General features: G+C 40.3%; 13 protein-coding genes. 8 read left to right on the top strand and 5 right to left on the bottom strand.

The window, feature by feature from the left end:
• Positions 1 to 26: 26 nt before the first annotated feature.
• Positions 27 to 617 (top strand): PepSY-associated TM helix domain-containing protein, encoded by a 591-nt coding sequence (locus tag B2727_RS02715; protein ID WP_033133659.1) that lies wholly within the window; start codon positions 27 to 29, stop codon positions 615 to 617.
• A gap of 9 nt (positions 618 to 626) precedes the next feature.
• Positions 627 to 2,096, top strand: coding sequence for a sulfite reductase subunit alpha (locus B2727_RS02710; RefSeq protein WP_033133660.1), 1,470 nt, complete (start codon positions 627 to 629; stop codon positions 2,094 to 2,096).
• On the opposite strand, the gene B2727_RS02705 is transcribed toward B2727_RS02710, so the two are convergent.
• Positions 2,093 to 2,314, bottom strand: a complete 222-nt coding sequence (locus B2727_RS02705) for a DUF6500 family protein (protein ID WP_033133661.1) — start codon at positions 2,312 to 2,314, stop codon at positions 2,093 to 2,095. The genes B2727_RS02710 and B2727_RS02705 overlap by 4 nt on opposite strands.
• A gap of 158 nt (positions 2,315 to 2,472) precedes the next feature.
• On the bottom strand, positions 2,473 to 4,545 hold the full coding sequence (locus B2727_RS02700) for a TonB-dependent receptor plug domain-containing protein (RefSeq protein ID WP_033133662.1): 2,073 nt from the start codon (positions 4,543 to 4,545) through the stop codon (positions 2,473 to 2,475).
• 283 nt (positions 4,546 to 4,828) lie between these two features.
• Here B2727_RS02700 and B2727_RS02695 point away from each other — a divergent pair, with 283 nt between their 5' ends.
• The 4 genes from B2727_RS02695 to B2727_RS02680 all read left to right on the top strand — a co-directional run bounded on the left by B2727_RS02695 (position 4,829) and on the right by B2727_RS02680 (position 10,299).
• Positions 4,829 to 7,027, top strand: a complete 2,199-nt coding sequence (locus tag B2727_RS02695) for a TonB-dependent receptor (RefSeq protein ID WP_033133663.1) — start codon at positions 4,829 to 4,831, stop codon at positions 7,025 to 7,027.
• A 317-nt stretch (positions 7,028 to 7,344) separates the two neighbouring features.
• Positions 7,345 to 7,530, top strand: a complete 186-nt coding sequence (locus B2727_RS02690; protein ID WP_004805957.1) for a hypothetical protein — start codon at positions 7,345 to 7,347, stop codon at positions 7,528 to 7,530.
• Between the two features lie 325 nt (positions 7,531 to 7,855).
• The gene (locus B2727_RS02685; protein WP_004805960.1) at positions 7,856 to 9,175 is read left to right on the top strand and encodes an NCS2 family permease; all 1,320 of its coding nucleotides are present in this window, start codon (positions 7,856 to 7,858) and stop codon (positions 9,173 to 9,175) included.
• A 125-nt stretch (positions 9,176 to 9,300) separates the two neighbouring features.
• Complete coding sequence (locus B2727_RS02680) at positions 9,301 to 10,299, top strand: adenosine deaminase (RefSeq protein ID WP_005204754.1); 999 nt, start codon at positions 9,301 to 9,303, stop codon at positions 10,297 to 10,299.
• 42 nt (positions 10,300 to 10,341) lie between these two features.
• Here B2727_RS02680 and B2727_RS02675 read toward each other — a convergent pair whose 3' ends face one another.
• Positions 10,342 to 10,896, bottom strand: a complete 555-nt coding sequence (locus B2727_RS02675; RefSeq protein ID WP_005204736.1) for a cytochrome b — start codon at positions 10,894 to 10,896, stop codon at positions 10,342 to 10,344.
• 219 nt (positions 10,897 to 11,115) lie between these two features.
• Between B2727_RS02675 and B2727_RS02670 the strand changes: the two genes are divergently transcribed.
• Positions 11,116 to 11,499: a hypothetical protein gene (locus tag B2727_RS02670; protein ID WP_004805966.1), complete on the top strand. Its 384-nt coding sequence runs from the start codon at positions 11,116 to 11,118 to the stop codon at positions 11,497 to 11,499.
• 38 nt (positions 11,500 to 11,537) lie between these two features.
• Positions 11,538 to 12,104: a ribonuclease HII gene (gene rnhB / locus B2727_RS02665; RefSeq protein WP_033133664.1), complete on the top strand. Its 567-nt coding sequence runs from the start codon at positions 11,538 to 11,540 to the stop codon at positions 12,102 to 12,104.
• 57 nt (positions 12,105 to 12,161) lie between these two features.
• On the opposite strand, the gene csrA is transcribed toward rnhB, so the two are convergent.
• Together csrA and B2727_RS02655 are read right to left on the bottom strand one after the other, a co-directional pair.
• The gene (csrA, locus tag B2727_RS02660; RefSeq protein WP_004805969.1) at positions 12,162 to 12,425 is read right to left on the bottom strand and encodes a carbon storage regulator CsrA; all 264 of its coding nucleotides are present in this window, start codon (positions 12,423 to 12,425) and stop codon (positions 12,162 to 12,164) included.
• Between the two features lie 237 nt (positions 12,426 to 12,662).
• Complete coding sequence (locus tag B2727_RS02655; RefSeq protein ID WP_004805971.1) at positions 12,663 to 13,943, bottom strand: aspartate kinase; 1,281 nt, start codon at positions 13,941 to 13,943, stop codon at positions 12,663 to 12,665.
• Positions 13,944 to 13,982 lie beyond the last annotated feature (39 nt).

Below are 13,982 nucleotides of genomic sequence, written 5' to 3'. Positions count from 1 at the left end.
CCCTACTTATTTACGAGGCTTATCTCTTGTATCAACGCCGTGATTTTTACCGCCATGCACGCTATGTGCATGGCTGGCTCTCTGCATTTGCTTTCATCGTACTGATTTTTTTTGCTGCCACAGGACTATTACTGAATAATCCCGATTGGTTTAAATCACCCAACGATGAACAAATTGTAAAACTCACTTTACCTGCTGCTTTTGTCAGTGCCATCCAAAAACAAGAGAATCCAACTCCGGCGATTCTGGATTTTGTTCGAGACAAGCAGCCGCTGATTGGGCGTTATAAAAGCAGTGAAGTGATGGATGGGGAGGTGATGATTCGTTTAGAGAGTCCTGCGGGTTCAACAGATCTCTGGGTGTTGATGGATGAAGGTCAAGTTGAAATTACCCAAAAACCAGCAAGCACTGTTTCATTGCTCAATGATTTACATCGCGGTAAAAATGTCGGTGCAACATGGCATTGGCTCATTGATATTAGTGCGATCATCATCATTTTATTGTCCTTGGCGGGCTATATTTTATTTTTAACCATTAAAACCCGTTTAATTACGCATTTGCTGCTCACAGCAGGCAGTTTAGCGGCAATTATTTTACTCATTTGGTTTGCCATTTAAGGGGACATCATGACTCAGGCTGTGCTGATCGTTATTGCTATATTGGCAATATTATTGAGTCTGCATCTTTTTGTGATTGTGTGGCTATATTGGCAGCAAAGAAATTCAAAATCACTGCTGCAATCGCATCCTGCTTATTTGGTGGTCTATGCCAGTCAGTCTGGACATGCCGAAATCTGGGCGAGACACACCGCTGAGCAATTACGTTTAGTTGATGATCAGATTGCGGTCAGAAATATTCAAGATCTAAGTCTCCATGATTTAAGCGAGCAACAACGGATTCTATGGGTGGTCAGTACTTATGGTGAAGGGGATGCGCCGGATAGTGCACAATCCTTTATCAATAAAGCTTTTACTCAAGGCCTAGATTTATCCCATCTATCTTTTGCAATCTTGGCATTGGGAGATCGGCGCTATGCTCACTTCTGTCAGTTTGGGCAGCGACTGGAACAATGGTTAGTTCAACAACAGGCGCAGGCTTTATTTAATACGGTTTTAGTAGATCAAATGAATAGCCGTGATTTAGAACAATGGTTGAATGGGTTAGAGCAGCTAACTTCAATGCAGTTCAGTGATTTAACCCATTCTGAACAGAGGCTGCAATTAAAGTTTGCGCATCGGCAGTGCTTAAATAAAGGTAGTATCGGTGAACCCATTTATAAAGTTCAATTGATTGGTGATGAGGACTTGGTTTGGTCATCAGGTGATATTTTAGAGATTCAATGCGAAAACAATTTGGATGATGTTGAGGCATTTTTGCAATCACAGCAACAGCCCATCAATGCTAAGTTGATCGCTCAATTAAGCACGCTGAATTTAAGAAAATTACCGAGCAAAGCAGAGCAGTCTTTTCAGCAATGGTTAACACAATTTGAGCGCTTACCTAAGCGTGAGTATTCGATTGCCAGCTTGGCTGAAAACGGCTTTATTGAATTGGTGGTCAGACAGCAACGTACGGCAACAGGTTTAGGCTTGGGTTCGGGCTGGTTGACACAAGGCTTGCAGCAAGACCAAATCTTACAAGCTCATATTCGTCATAATCCAAGTTTTCATTTGCCGCATGATGCACGACCTTTGATCTTGATTGGTAATGGTACGGGGATTGCGGGTTTGCTGGCACATCTACGTCAGAGAGAGCATTGGGGTTATAAACAAAACTGGCTGATTTTTGGTGAAAGACAGCAGCAATTTGATCATCTTTATCAGACGGAAATTCATTATTGGCAACAGCATGGTTTTCTTGATCAAGTTGACTATGCATTTTCCCGTGATCAAGCCGAAAAAATCTATGTACAAGATTGTTTAAAAGCACAATCCACTCGATTACAGACTTGGGTTGCACAGGGCGCAGCAATTTATGTCTGTGGTAGCCTTAAGGGTATGGCGGGTGGCGTTGATCATGCCTTAAAAGAGATTTTAGGTCTTGATTTGCTGGAGCAGCTTAAACAACAACAGCGTTATCAACGCGATGTGTATTAATCGGATTCAGCTAGAACCAGTGCTTTAATCTTGCTGGCTTTTTCAAAATGATCCAGTCGATGCTCCATAATCCACCATTTAGCAGCCTCCATGAGAAGTTCAGGATCATCATTTTTATTGGCAAAGAAAGCATAAAATGAAAGTCCGACATTGTTGCCTTTCTTGGCCATTTTTTCATCGCAGATATGAACGATCTTCGCTTTTAATTCGGTTTTCATCTTGTTTTTAAGTGGTTAATCAGAATTTGGTGCAGATCATAGCATCCTAAACCTAAGTGATTGTCATCATTTAGTTTTAATATTTGTTTTGAAATTAAAAAAGTCAGCTTGAGCTAAGCTGACTTTCGGTACTTCAATCATTTTAAAGCGCAAGAAAATTAGAATTTTTTCTCAAGGCTGAACTGTAATGATGGAATGCTTTCATTGGTTCTCGCCTGATATAAGCTGCCATCTGTTTGATTGGTGAGGCGTTCCTTATAATGGGTACTCAAGACGTTATTGAGATTAAGACTCGCTGCCCAGCCATGACTAAAGCGTTTGGTTGCGCTCAAATCTAAACTAAAACGTTCATTGGTGGTGCGATCATAGGGTTGACCATCTAAGGCGCGGGTAAATTCAGGCGTGTAACTGACGTTCACGCTGGTTGAGAGTTGCCATGGTTTATAGCTATAGGATAAGCCCGCACTAGTATTATAAGGTGCAACATCACTGGCTAAGCGTTCACGGTGTTGCCCATCTTCGATTTTGGCACGAACTGTTGACACTTGCCCATTGAGCATAAACGCATGTCCAGCTTCGGTTTGTTTGAGTGCATAGCGTCCAGACAACTCAACGCCATAAGTGGTCGCTTGATCTTGGTTTTGTGGGCGCTCCACATAACGTGTGCCTTCAAGTGCGATGACTTTCTCGATGTAATCTTTAATTTCACGATGATAGGCCGTAACACTCACACCACCACTCGCAGAATCATAGGCAAGGGTGGATTCAGCTGCACGGATTTTTTCTGGTTTTAGGTTTGGATTGCCACCACGATCAGGATTATTCAAGCTACCTGCATCACTGTCTGTAGAGACAGTCACGTTCGGAACCAGTCGATCGGTATTTGGGCTTTTAAATGCTTGGCTCAAGTTAGTTTGAATTGACCATTGCTCAGTGAGGTCAAAACGATAAGCCAAAACTGGACTTAAATGTTGATCTTGATAATCAACCAAGCCTGAACGATTCAGCCATTCCTGACGCGCACCTAAAGTCACCGTTTGGCGGTCTGTAAAACGCCAGCTACCTTCACCATAAACAGCATAACGTTGCTCATCCAGACTTTTGCTGACATTACTATCGAGTTCATTACTGCGAGTATCAAAACCAAATTTAATCTGACGGTCTTTATCTAATTTACGGACCCCATCATAGGCAAGACCGTACTCATTTACTGTTTCATCGGTATAAATTGTGTTTTGTGGCGAGCGGGTGAGCTGTGTTTCTGTCTGACGTTCAACAGACAAGCGGATTTTATCACTCAGATCTTTGTCTTTACGTTCATAACGCGTGTTTAAGCGAATACTATCGTTCTTGTCATCTTGAGTCTGATTGGATGAATAGCCATCCATTTTAATATTGCGATAGAACAATTCTGCAATCAACTTTTGTTGATCATCGAGATCGTATTGCAAACGGGGCGAAAACATCTGCATGGTACGGTTTACGGTACGGAGTTGTTCTCGTGTTCCAGTTGCTGTTTCAGTTTTGGTGATCGAGGTGTTGTCCATCCACATTTGATTGGCAGAGACACTATAAGACCACTGGTTTTCACGACCGTCTGCTTGAATGTTGATTTGCTTGCGTTCAGATTGTTGTTCACCGCTATCGCGTAAGCCATAGCCGAGCTTCACTGAGCCATTTAAGCGGGTATCTAGAGGTTCTTTTAAAATGATATTGATTACCGCTGAGGATGCAACAGAGGCTTGGGCAACGCTGGGTTGTTTGACCACTTCAATACGTTCAATCATTTCAGGTGTAATGGTATCAATAACCGACATACCACCACGTGGGCCACCTTGCACGGGCTCGCCATTGACCAAAAATGTGGGTGCGCCGCCACCACGAAAACGCATGCCCGAAGCGCCACCACCGCCGCGTGGTCCTTGGCCAAAACTTGGTATCTGGAAACCAGCAGCACGACGCAAAGCATCCATAACCGACTGGTCGCCATATTGCAGCATTTCTTCTTGAGTAATGATGGTTTTAGGTACAGCACTAATATCATCATCTTTGGCTTTTTGAGGTTCTGCTGAAGCTTTGAATGAAAGGGTAGGTAGAACCTGAGTACTTGATTCAGATACCGTGGAAGCGGGAGTCTCACTTTGGGGTTCGGTAGCATAAATTGATGCACTTATACTGAGTAAAGCTGAGCTGAGTACACTCAGTTTTCCATAACACGTAGAAATTTTCATTATCAAACCCCAAAAATGATCAAATTATTTTCTGTGTAGCCTAATGTAAAATTGTGTAGAAAAATGGAATTTATTCCTAAGAACTCAAAGATTTAAAAATTATTTTCAGAATTGTCTTTGAAGGTGAAAATGAAGCATAAATTTTAAATGAATAATAAATGGCCTGTTTAGTTAAAAATTAATGCAAAAAATGATGAAAATGAGAATGATTTTTATTAAAATTGTAGCGTTTTTTTGTTTTTAATATTTTTTTAATTTTTGTCTGAGTTTTTTGAGAAATTTTATGCGTTCTTTACCCTTAAATATGCATCACAAGCCTATTTTCAAATTTAGCTTGTTAACCATGATGCTGTTGCAAGCACAGTATGCTTTTGCCAATGAGGCTCCAACACCAACAGCAGTGATGCCAACCATTAAGATCGAAGCAATGAGCGAGCTTGATCCGATCAAAAGTTATATCGATTATGATCAGGCAAGTGTGACCCGAAATGGTCTTAAGAAAAAAGATATTCCACAGACCATCGATACCATTGATGTGCAAAAATATAAAATTTATGGCGCCAATGATCTGAGTATCATGCTACAGGGGACACCAGGTGTATCAACCAGTTATGACATGCGCGGTGACGGGATTAACTTAAGAGGATTTAATGCAGATACAGGCGATATTTATCGTGATGGTATTCGTGAAAGCGGTCAGGTTCGCCGTAGCACAGCAAATATCGAACGTATTGAAATCTTAAAAGGCCCTGCGTCGGTTCTATATGGTCGTAGTTCGGGTGGTGGCGTAATCAATATGGTGAGTAAATTCGCCAATTTTGATTCAAAAAGCTCGGTGGGTATCTACGGTGGTTCATATGATAACTATGGAACAACAGTAGATTTCAATCAAGTGCTCACAGATAACGTTGCTGTACGTTTAACTGGAGAATATGGAGAGTCAGATAGTTTCCGTTCAGGCATTGAAAATAAAATCGAAATGCTTTCACCAAGTTTTACTTATAAAAATGATGAGGGTTTAACTTGGACCATGCAATATACCTACGATAAATTACATCGTGTGCCGGATCGTGGACCATCTTATACAGCACTTCCGAAGGGAACCTCGATTAAAACAGGTTTTGCCCAAGATGGAGACTATGTAAATGATGTTTTACAAGTTGCGCGTTCTGACCTGAATTACGAGTTTGCACCAAATTGGAATTTTCATTGGGCACTAAGTTATCGTCAAGCAGAGCAAAACTTTGATCACTTTTATGCGGGTGGATTATGTGCGACAGAAAGTACAACGGTAACTAATGCTGGAACATGTAAAGGCCATGTCGGTGATATCTCACAAATTTATTATTGGCAGAAAACCGATAATAAAACCACTAGCAATACTTTTGATATCCGTGGTGAGTTTGATACAGGCAGTATTAAACATAATTTATTGGTTGGTGCAGACTGGACTTATGAACAACGTGAGCCGCTTTTAGCCAATAAGAAAGATGGTGGTGCTATCTATGGCTATGTAAATCCGTTAACTGGTGAGCGCAGCAGTTCTAGAGGTTCGGGTAACTTAATATTAAATACACATAACTATAACCAAGGTGAAGGTTATGGTGTATTCATCCAAGACCTCATTAGTTTTAATGATTATTTTAAAGTCATGTTGGGTGGTCGTTATGACTATTATCAATCTGAAACCACCAACCGTTTAAAATCACGTGAGTCTCTGGACTATCATCGTCGTATTGATGGTGAGAGCTTTAGCCCAAATATAGGTTTTATTTGGCAACCTGTAGAAAGTCAGAGCTTTTATGCCTCTTATAGTAAAAGCTTCGCGCCATTTGGTGGGCGAGTGGGAGTAAGTGTTGTTTCAGCAAATACAGATGTAGATACATTTGATGCTAAACCACAATACAATGAACAATACGAAGTTGGTATAAAAAGTGATTGGCTGAATGATCGTTTAAATACCCAGCTTTCTGTATTTGACATCCGTAAGAACAATATCCGTTACCAGCCAAACCCAGATGAGCCAGAAAAGTGGGCTGTTGGTGCGCAGCACCAGTCCAAGGGGATTGAATTTAGCTTTATTGGACGTGCTTTAGATAATCTGTTTGTACGTGGTGGTTATAGCTATATGGACACGGAGGTTTCTAAAGATCCCAAGCCACAAAATGTTGGAAAAGAGTTAAATAATACGCCTCACCATACTGGTAATCTCTTTGTTCGTTATCTACCAACAGATAAGATTTATGGTGAAGTGGGGGCAACTTATGTCGGTGATGCCAAAATTTATCCAAACGGAAACCTAGATAGAGAACCAACTGACTTTGCTGGGTTTACTCGACTAGATGCTGCGATTGGCTATAGTGCAGATCCTTGGAACATTACATTCGCTGTCAATAATGTGACCAATAAAGAATATTGGCGTTCAGAGTCAATGCCAGGTACACCACGCAACTTCTTGGTGCGTTTGAACTACCAGTTCTAATCTAAACACGTTAATGTGACTTTAAGCACTTTTGTCTAGACAAAAGTGCTTTCTTGTTTTTAGCTGCTGAAAATGAACAGTTTTTTCTGTTATAAAGATATAGTTTATATCTATCTTATTGAATTATATAAAATGTCATTGCTAAAAAAACTGGAATATTCTAATATTTGATTGAGTGAAAATTAAGCAAAAAACTTATTAGAATAACTGTATAATTGTGATGTGGTTATCATTTGTGATTTTAATATGCGTTTTTGTTCTCCTTTTCAGTCTTTTTTGTTAGCATTAAAGAAAACTTTATAATAGAGATAATAATAATGAAGATTAAGATTGCAATCGCTTTGGCTTTTTCTGTATTTATTTTGGGTTATGTCACCTATGTTGATGCCCAAACCAAGAAACGCCAAGAGCTAATGAAAATTGTTCAAGATGCCGAAAACAGCTTGAATACGATACAGCATAATCAACATACGCATTTATCCTCTTATCAGCGTAATCAGTAGTTTTATGTGCCAATAAAGAGCATTGCTGATTCAATCATCTGAGTTTGATCGTGAAATACGCTTTTTTTGTATTGTGATACTCAAGTTTTGAGTAGAATCTGTTAAAATATTTACCATTAAATAAAAAGCTGCATGTTGATATGCGGCTTTTTACGTTTTGATATCGGAATCGAATTTATACATATCTTCTGTGTAACAAGCGCAAAGCTGGCATATAGATTGCTTTTAGCCTTGTATACCTTTTTGTGTACATTCAAAAAAGATTGCAAACACAAACGTATAGATTTCATATTCTACGATCTTAGATTTCAACAGGTGCTATGTTATGACAACGCCTAATGCTTCGGCTGGTTTGTTAGAACGCTTATTTAAGCTGAGCGAAAACAAAACCAACTTTAGAACGGAAGTTCTAGCAGGTGTAACTACATTCTTGACGATGTGTTACATCATCATTGTAAACCCACTCATTCTTTCTGAAACTGGCATGGATCATGGTGCTGTGTTTGTTGCAACCTGTTTGGCTGCGGCAATTGGGTGTTTGGTCATGGGGATTATTGCGAACTATCCAATCGCACTTGCACCTGGAATGGGCTTAAATGCTTATTTTACCTATTCTGTTTGTTTAGGCATGGGCGTGCCTTGGCAAACTGCTTTAGCTGCAGTTTTTGTGTCAGGGTTGGTTTTCCTTGCAATTAGCTTCTTTAAAATTCGTGAAGCAATTGTCAATGCAATTCCAATGTCTCTGAAATTTGCAATTGGTGGTGGTATTGGTTTATTCCTTGCTTTAATTGCACTGAAAAATGCAGGCATTATTGTTGATAATCCAGCGACCTTGGTTGGTCTAGGCGATATCAAACAGCCAACAGTCTTATTGGCCTTATTTGGTTTTTTAATGATAGTAGTTTTGCATCAGTTTAAAGTACGTGGTGCGATCATTCTTAGTATTCTGGTTGTGACTGCGATTGCAACTGCAATGGGCTTGAATGAGTTCAAGGGTGTTGTCGGTCAAGTTCCTTCTCTAGCACCTACCTTTATGCAAATGGACTTCGAAGGTCTATTTACCGCCAGTATGGTTGGGGTGATTTTCGTCTTCTTTATTGTCGATTTATTTGACAGTACAGGTACCTTAGTTGGTGTGTCACATCGCGCAGGCCTGCTTCAAGATGGTAAATTACCACGTTTGAAGAAGGCATTATTTGCAGATTCAACTGCAATCGTAGCGGGTGCTGCTTTAGGTACATCGTCAACTACACCTTATATTGAATCAGCTTCAGGTGTTGCGGCAGGTGGACGTACGGGTTTAACCGCAGTCGTTGTTGCATTCCTATTCATTGGTTGCTTGTTCTTGGCACCATTGGCTCAATCAGTTCCAGGTTTTGCAACAGCACCCGCATTGTTATTTATTGGTGTGTTGATGATCCAAGGGATCACACATATCGATTGGGATGATATTACTGAAGCTGTTCCTGCCTTTTTAACCATCGTATTTATGCCATTTACCTATTCAATTGCAGATGGTATCGCGATGGGCTTTATCAGCTATGCATTGGTGAAACTACTGACAGGAAAAGCAAAGACAGTTCCTTATATGGTTTGGATTATTGCGGCACTGTGGGTGTTTAAATTTGTTGCATTTGGCGGCTAAGCAAATCGTTATTATTATTTTATCATTCTCTTTGTGAGCTGTTTGAATAACAGCTCTTTCTGTGAAGAGAGCCTAAAAGGGCGTTATTTCGATAACACCCTTTTTTCTTTAGACGTGGAGTTAATATGAATCAAATCGAGCTGATTCGTGCTTTACCCAAAGCCGAATTGCATGTGCATATTGAAGGGACTTTTGAACCAGAACTGATGTTTGCAATTGCACAGCGTAATCAGATTCAGATTCCCTATCAGTCGGTTGAAGAAGTGAAGCAAGCGTATAACTTCCATAATCTTCAATCTTTCTTAGATATTTATTATGCGGGCGCAAATGTGCTGGTGCTTGAACAAGATTTTTATGATCTTGCTTGGGCATATTTCGAGAAATGTGCTGAAGATCGTGTGGTACATACCGAAATGTTCTTCGACCCACAAACGCATACTGAACGTGGGGTTGAATTTGCAACTGTGTTGGCTGGCTTAAAACGTGCCTGTACAGATGCACAAGCAAAGCTAGGAATTAGTTCTCAGTTGATCATGTGTTTCTTGCGTCATTTAAGTGAAGAAAAAGCATTTGAAACGCTTGAGCAAGCATTGCCATTCAAAGATGACATTATTGCGATCGGTTTAGACTCAAGCGAAGTTGGACATCCTCCAGCAAAATTTGAGCGTGTATTTGCTAAAGCCCGTGAAGCTGGTTTCTTGATCGTGGCACATGCGGGTGAAGAAGGCCCACCAGAATATATTTGGGAAGCTTTAGACTTGTTAAAAGTAAACCGTATTGATCATGGTGTGCGTTCTGAAGAAGATGAGCGCTTAATGGCGCGTTTAATCGCTGAGAAAATGCCTTTAACAGTTTGTCCTTTAAGTAACTTAAAGCTTTGTGTTGTAAAAGACATGGGTGAGCACAACATCCGCCGTTTATTGCAGCAGGGCGTACATGTTACTGTGAACTCAGATGATCCTTCATATTTCGGTGGTTATATGAATGATAACTTTGTGGCGATTCAGCAAGCTTTGGATTTAAGCAATGATGAATTAAAGCAACTGGCAATCAACTCTTTTGAAGCTTCATTCATTTCGGATGAAGAAAAGCAAAAGTGGATTGCAGAAGTGAAAAAGATCTAAATTAAAAAAACCGCGTAAAGCGGTTTTTTTATATCTGAAGAATTATTTGGGCTGGCGTAGCATACTGAGCAAGACATTATCTTTATCAATCAGATGATGTTTGATGGCAGCCAAAGCATGTCCGGCAACGAGTAGGCCAGCGAACCATGAAAGATAAATATGTAGAGGTTTAACAATTGCTAGTAATTCTGGATTGTCTTGTACTAAACGTGGAATTTCGAATAAATATAAAACTGGAGCAGGGTGGCCAGCACTCCAACTAAATAAACAGCCAGTAATTGGCAACGCTAATAACATTAAATAAAGGAATAAATGTCCAACATGCGCCAACATTTTCATCAGCGGCGACATGGTGTTTGGTAGTTCAGGTACAGGGTGGGTATAGCGCCAAAAAATACGGATAACGACTAAGAAGATAATGGTGGTTGCTATATTTTTATGTAGGGTAATGACGGTTCCTTTGAAACTCCCATCGGCATCGTAGCTAAGAAAATTACCACTATAAAAACCGATAAGCCACGCAATGATAAAAATAGCAGCCATGAGCCAATGTAAAACTTGCGCAGTGCGTGTGTAATATTGTGCTGAGGTTGGCATCGCAACATCCTAGCTGTGATATGAGTTCTTTGATTTTAAATAGCGCTTTTTCCTACTCATACAGTGTAAATGTAACGGAGCGTTTTATGAGTGGAACGTTGTAGTACTTATAAATCATTTATCATTGTTATATTATGTAAAGATAGCACAGGGTCATATCATAAAACGTGTCATTTAGGCACAATACGCCTGCCAAAATTTAGATACGGAATAGAAATCATGAAAAAGTTGGTACTTATTGTAGCTCCTGCTGTTTTAGCTTTAACAGGCTGTGTTACTCCAGATGGAAATAACTCAGTGGGTACAACTTCACAACAGTTAGGCATGGCTGCATTGAAAGTTGCTGTAAATGCGAAATGTATTAATGAAATTAATACGCTGCCAGCGTGGAAAACAGCGACACGTGTAATGACCGCAGAACAACGTGAAAATATTCAAACTGAAGTTTGTGGCTGTGTTAGTGAAAAAGCACCAAATAGCGTAACAGCAGTAGAATTGGCTACCGCAGCTATTGATCCAACAGCACGCGCGACGATTGTGACTCAAGTGGTTTCTCAAACTGTAAATGCATGTGTGGCTGAAACTTTCAAGAAAGCGGGTTAATAAGATAAGGCTGAGTCATCGGCCTTTAGAGATTTTATATGAGAGTTGCTGGTGTAGATGAGGCTGGGCGAGGACCATTAGTGGGTTCTGTTGTTGCTGCCGCAGTCATTTTAGATCCGAATAATCCGATTGAGGGTTTAAATGATTCTAAAAAGTTAACCGAAAAAAAACGGGAAAAGCTGTTCTTGGAGATTCAAGAAAAAGCTTTAGCTTGGTCAATTGCTGAAGCAAGCCATGCTGAAATTGATGAATTGAATATTTTGCAAGCCACTTTTCTTGCAATGCGTCGTGCAGTAGAGGGATTAGCGGCTTCTCCTGCAAAAGTAATTGTAGATGGTAACCAGATTCCAAAAGGAATTACCATTCCGTGTGAGGCGATTGTGGGGGGGGATGCTAGCCATGCAGAAATTAGTGCGGCCAGTATTCTAGCGAAAGTGACCCGTGACCGTCAGATGCATGAGTTAGATCAGCAATATCCTGACTATGGGTTTGCTAAACACAAAGGTTATCCAACTAAAGCACATTTTGAAGCGATTGCGGCTCATGGTGTCATTGATCAACACCGCCGTAGTTATGCGCCTGTCAAGAAAGCTTTAGGGCTGTAAAAACAATTAAAGCGACTAATTTTAGTCGCTTTAATCATTCGAGAAGAATGCGGCATATTAACGATTGAAGTTATTATGTTGAGAAAAATCATTATTCTCTTCTTCATAAGAATGTTGATAATCTTGATCAAGATGTTGCAGATGCTCATGCATGGCACGTTCATGTTGGATACGTTGGTAAATTTCCTCACGATGCACAGAAACTTCTTTTGGAGCATTTACACCAATACGCACCTGATTGCCTTTTACGCCAAGCACAGTAACACTGACTTGATCCCCAATCATTAATGTTTCTCCGACACGACGGGTCAGAATCAGCATGTTTATCTCCTTGCTAAACGCTTAAACTTGCGACAGGGAATTCATTGTTTGAAAGCACAGCCTAATATACAGAAAACTCTAACAGAAATATGTAAAAAACATTTTTTTTCGTAAGTTCTGTGAGAGTCTTTTTAAAAACCTCAAGGCTAATATAACAGAGCCACTATAAGAAAAACTATAGTGGCTCTGTTTTTTTTCTTATTTACTTGCGAGTAAATATGTTTAAGCAGCTATTAATTAAGCACGTGCACTGCTTTCGCCGTGTTCACGATCTAGGCCAAAAGCTGTATGTAAACAACGAACTGCCAATTCTAAATAGTTTTCTTCGATGATCACAGAAACTTTGATTTCTGATGTAGAAATCATGAGAATATTAATGCTTTCTTCAGCTAATGCAGTAAACATTTTGCTCGCTACACCTGCGTGAGAACGCATACCAACACCTACGATTGACACTTTTACGATGTCATCACGCGTCACAACTTCACAACCTTCGATGCTGTTTGCAGTTTGTTCTAAAATTGCTTTTGCTTTCGCCAAGTCGTTACGATTCACGGTAAAAGTAAAATCTGTTGTACCGTCTTCTTCAACATTCTGGATAATCATATCCACTTCGATGTTGGCATTGCTGATCGGTGATAAGATTTTAGATGCGATACCTGGTTCGTCAGGAACACCTAAAATAGTGAGTTTTGCTTCGTCACGGTTAAATGCAATACCTGCGATGATTGGTTGTTCCATATCGTCTTCCGCCTCAGTCGTAATTAGTGTACCTACGTTTTGTTTGAAATCTTCATCAAATGCGCCATCATTATCGTTATCAAAGCTTGATAATACACGTAATGGCACCTGATATTTGCCTGCGAATTCAACAGAGCGAATTTGTAAAACTTTCGAACCTAAAGATGCCATTTCTAGCATTTCTTCAAAAGAAATACGGTCAACTTTCTTTGCTTTAGGCGCTACACGAGGGTCAGTGGTATAAACACCGTCTACATCGGTATAAATCTGGCATTCATCTGCTTTTAGTGCTGCTGCAAGTGCAACGCCTGAAGTATCTGAACCACCGCGACCTAAAGTTGTGATATTGCCATTGGCATCATAACCTTGGAAACCGGCAACGACGATGACACGACCAGCATCTAGATCAGCGGTCATTACATCAGTATCAATGGATTCAATACGTGCTTTGGTAAACGCGCTGTCAGTTTTGATACCAACTTGACGACCTGTATATGATTTAGCTTCTACACCAATAGAATTAAGTGCCATAGCTAACATGGAAATCGTTACTTGTTCACCCGTTGACACCATTTGATCTAATTCGCGTGGGTCAGGGGTGCTAGTAATGGCTTTGGCAAGCGCAAGTAAGCGGTTAGTTTCACCACTCATTGCTGATACAACCACGACCACCTTGTGACCATGATCATGCCAACGCTTGACACGATGAGCAACATTTAAAATGCGCTCAGGAGTACCCATAGAGGTACCGCCATATTTTTGAACGATTAAAGCCATAGTTGTTCCATATAAGCCATGACCCTGAGAGGCATCAGG

The sequence above is a fragment of the Acinetobacter sp. UBA991 genome (assembly GCF_002292065.1).
Classification (GTDB): Bacteria; Pseudomonadota; Gammaproteobacteria; order Pseudomonadales; family Moraxellaceae; genus Acinetobacter; species Acinetobacter higginsii.
Note: the sequence above shows the minus strand (reverse complement) of the source record. Positions and strands in the feature narration are given on the sequence as shown.

Bases quoted from the DNA above. Each gene is read 5' to 3' on its own strand.
- B2727_RS02700 (WP_033133662.1), bottom strand. From the start codon at position 4,545: ATGAAAATTTCTACGTGTTATGGAAAACTGAGTGTACTCAGCTCAGCT.
- csrA (WP_004805969.1), bottom strand. From the start codon at position 12,425: ATGCTGATTCTGACCCGTCGTGTCGGAGAAACATTAATGATTGGGGAT.
- B2727_RS02705 (WP_033133661.1), bottom strand. From the start codon at position 2,314: ATGAAAACCGAATTAAAAGCGAAGATCGTTCATATCTGCGATGAAAAA.
- rnhB (WP_033133664.1), top strand. From the start codon at position 11,538: ATGAGAGTTGCTGGTGTAGATGAGGCTGGGCGAGGACCATTAGTGGGT.
- B2727_RS02690 (WP_004805957.1), top strand. From the start codon at position 7,345: ATGAAGATTAAGATTGCAATCGCTTTGGCTTTTTCTGTATTTATTTTG.
- B2727_RS02695 (WP_033133663.1), top strand. From the start codon at position 4,829: ATGCGTTCTTTACCCTTAAATATGCATCACAAGCCTATTTTCAAATTT.
- B2727_RS02680 (WP_005204754.1), top strand. From the start codon at position 9,301: ATGAATCAAATCGAGCTGATTCGTGCTTTACCCAAAGCCGAATTGCAT.
- B2727_RS02655 (WP_004805971.1), bottom strand. From the start codon at position 13,943: ATGGCTTTAATCGTTCAAAAATATGGCGGTACCTCTATGGGTACTCCT.
- B2727_RS02675 (WP_005204736.1), bottom strand. From the start codon at position 10,896: ATGCCAACCTCAGCACAATATTACACACGCACTGCGCAAGTTTTACAT.
- B2727_RS02670 (WP_004805966.1), top strand. From the start codon at position 11,116: ATGAAAAAGTTGGTACTTATTGTAGCTCCTGCTGTTTTAGCTTTAACA.
- B2727_RS02685 (WP_004805960.1), top strand. From the start codon at position 7,856: ATGACAACGCCTAATGCTTCGGCTGGTTTGTTAGAACGCTTATTTAAG.
- B2727_RS02710 (WP_033133660.1), top strand. From the start codon at position 627: ATGACTCAGGCTGTGCTGATCGTTATTGCTATATTGGCAATATTATTG.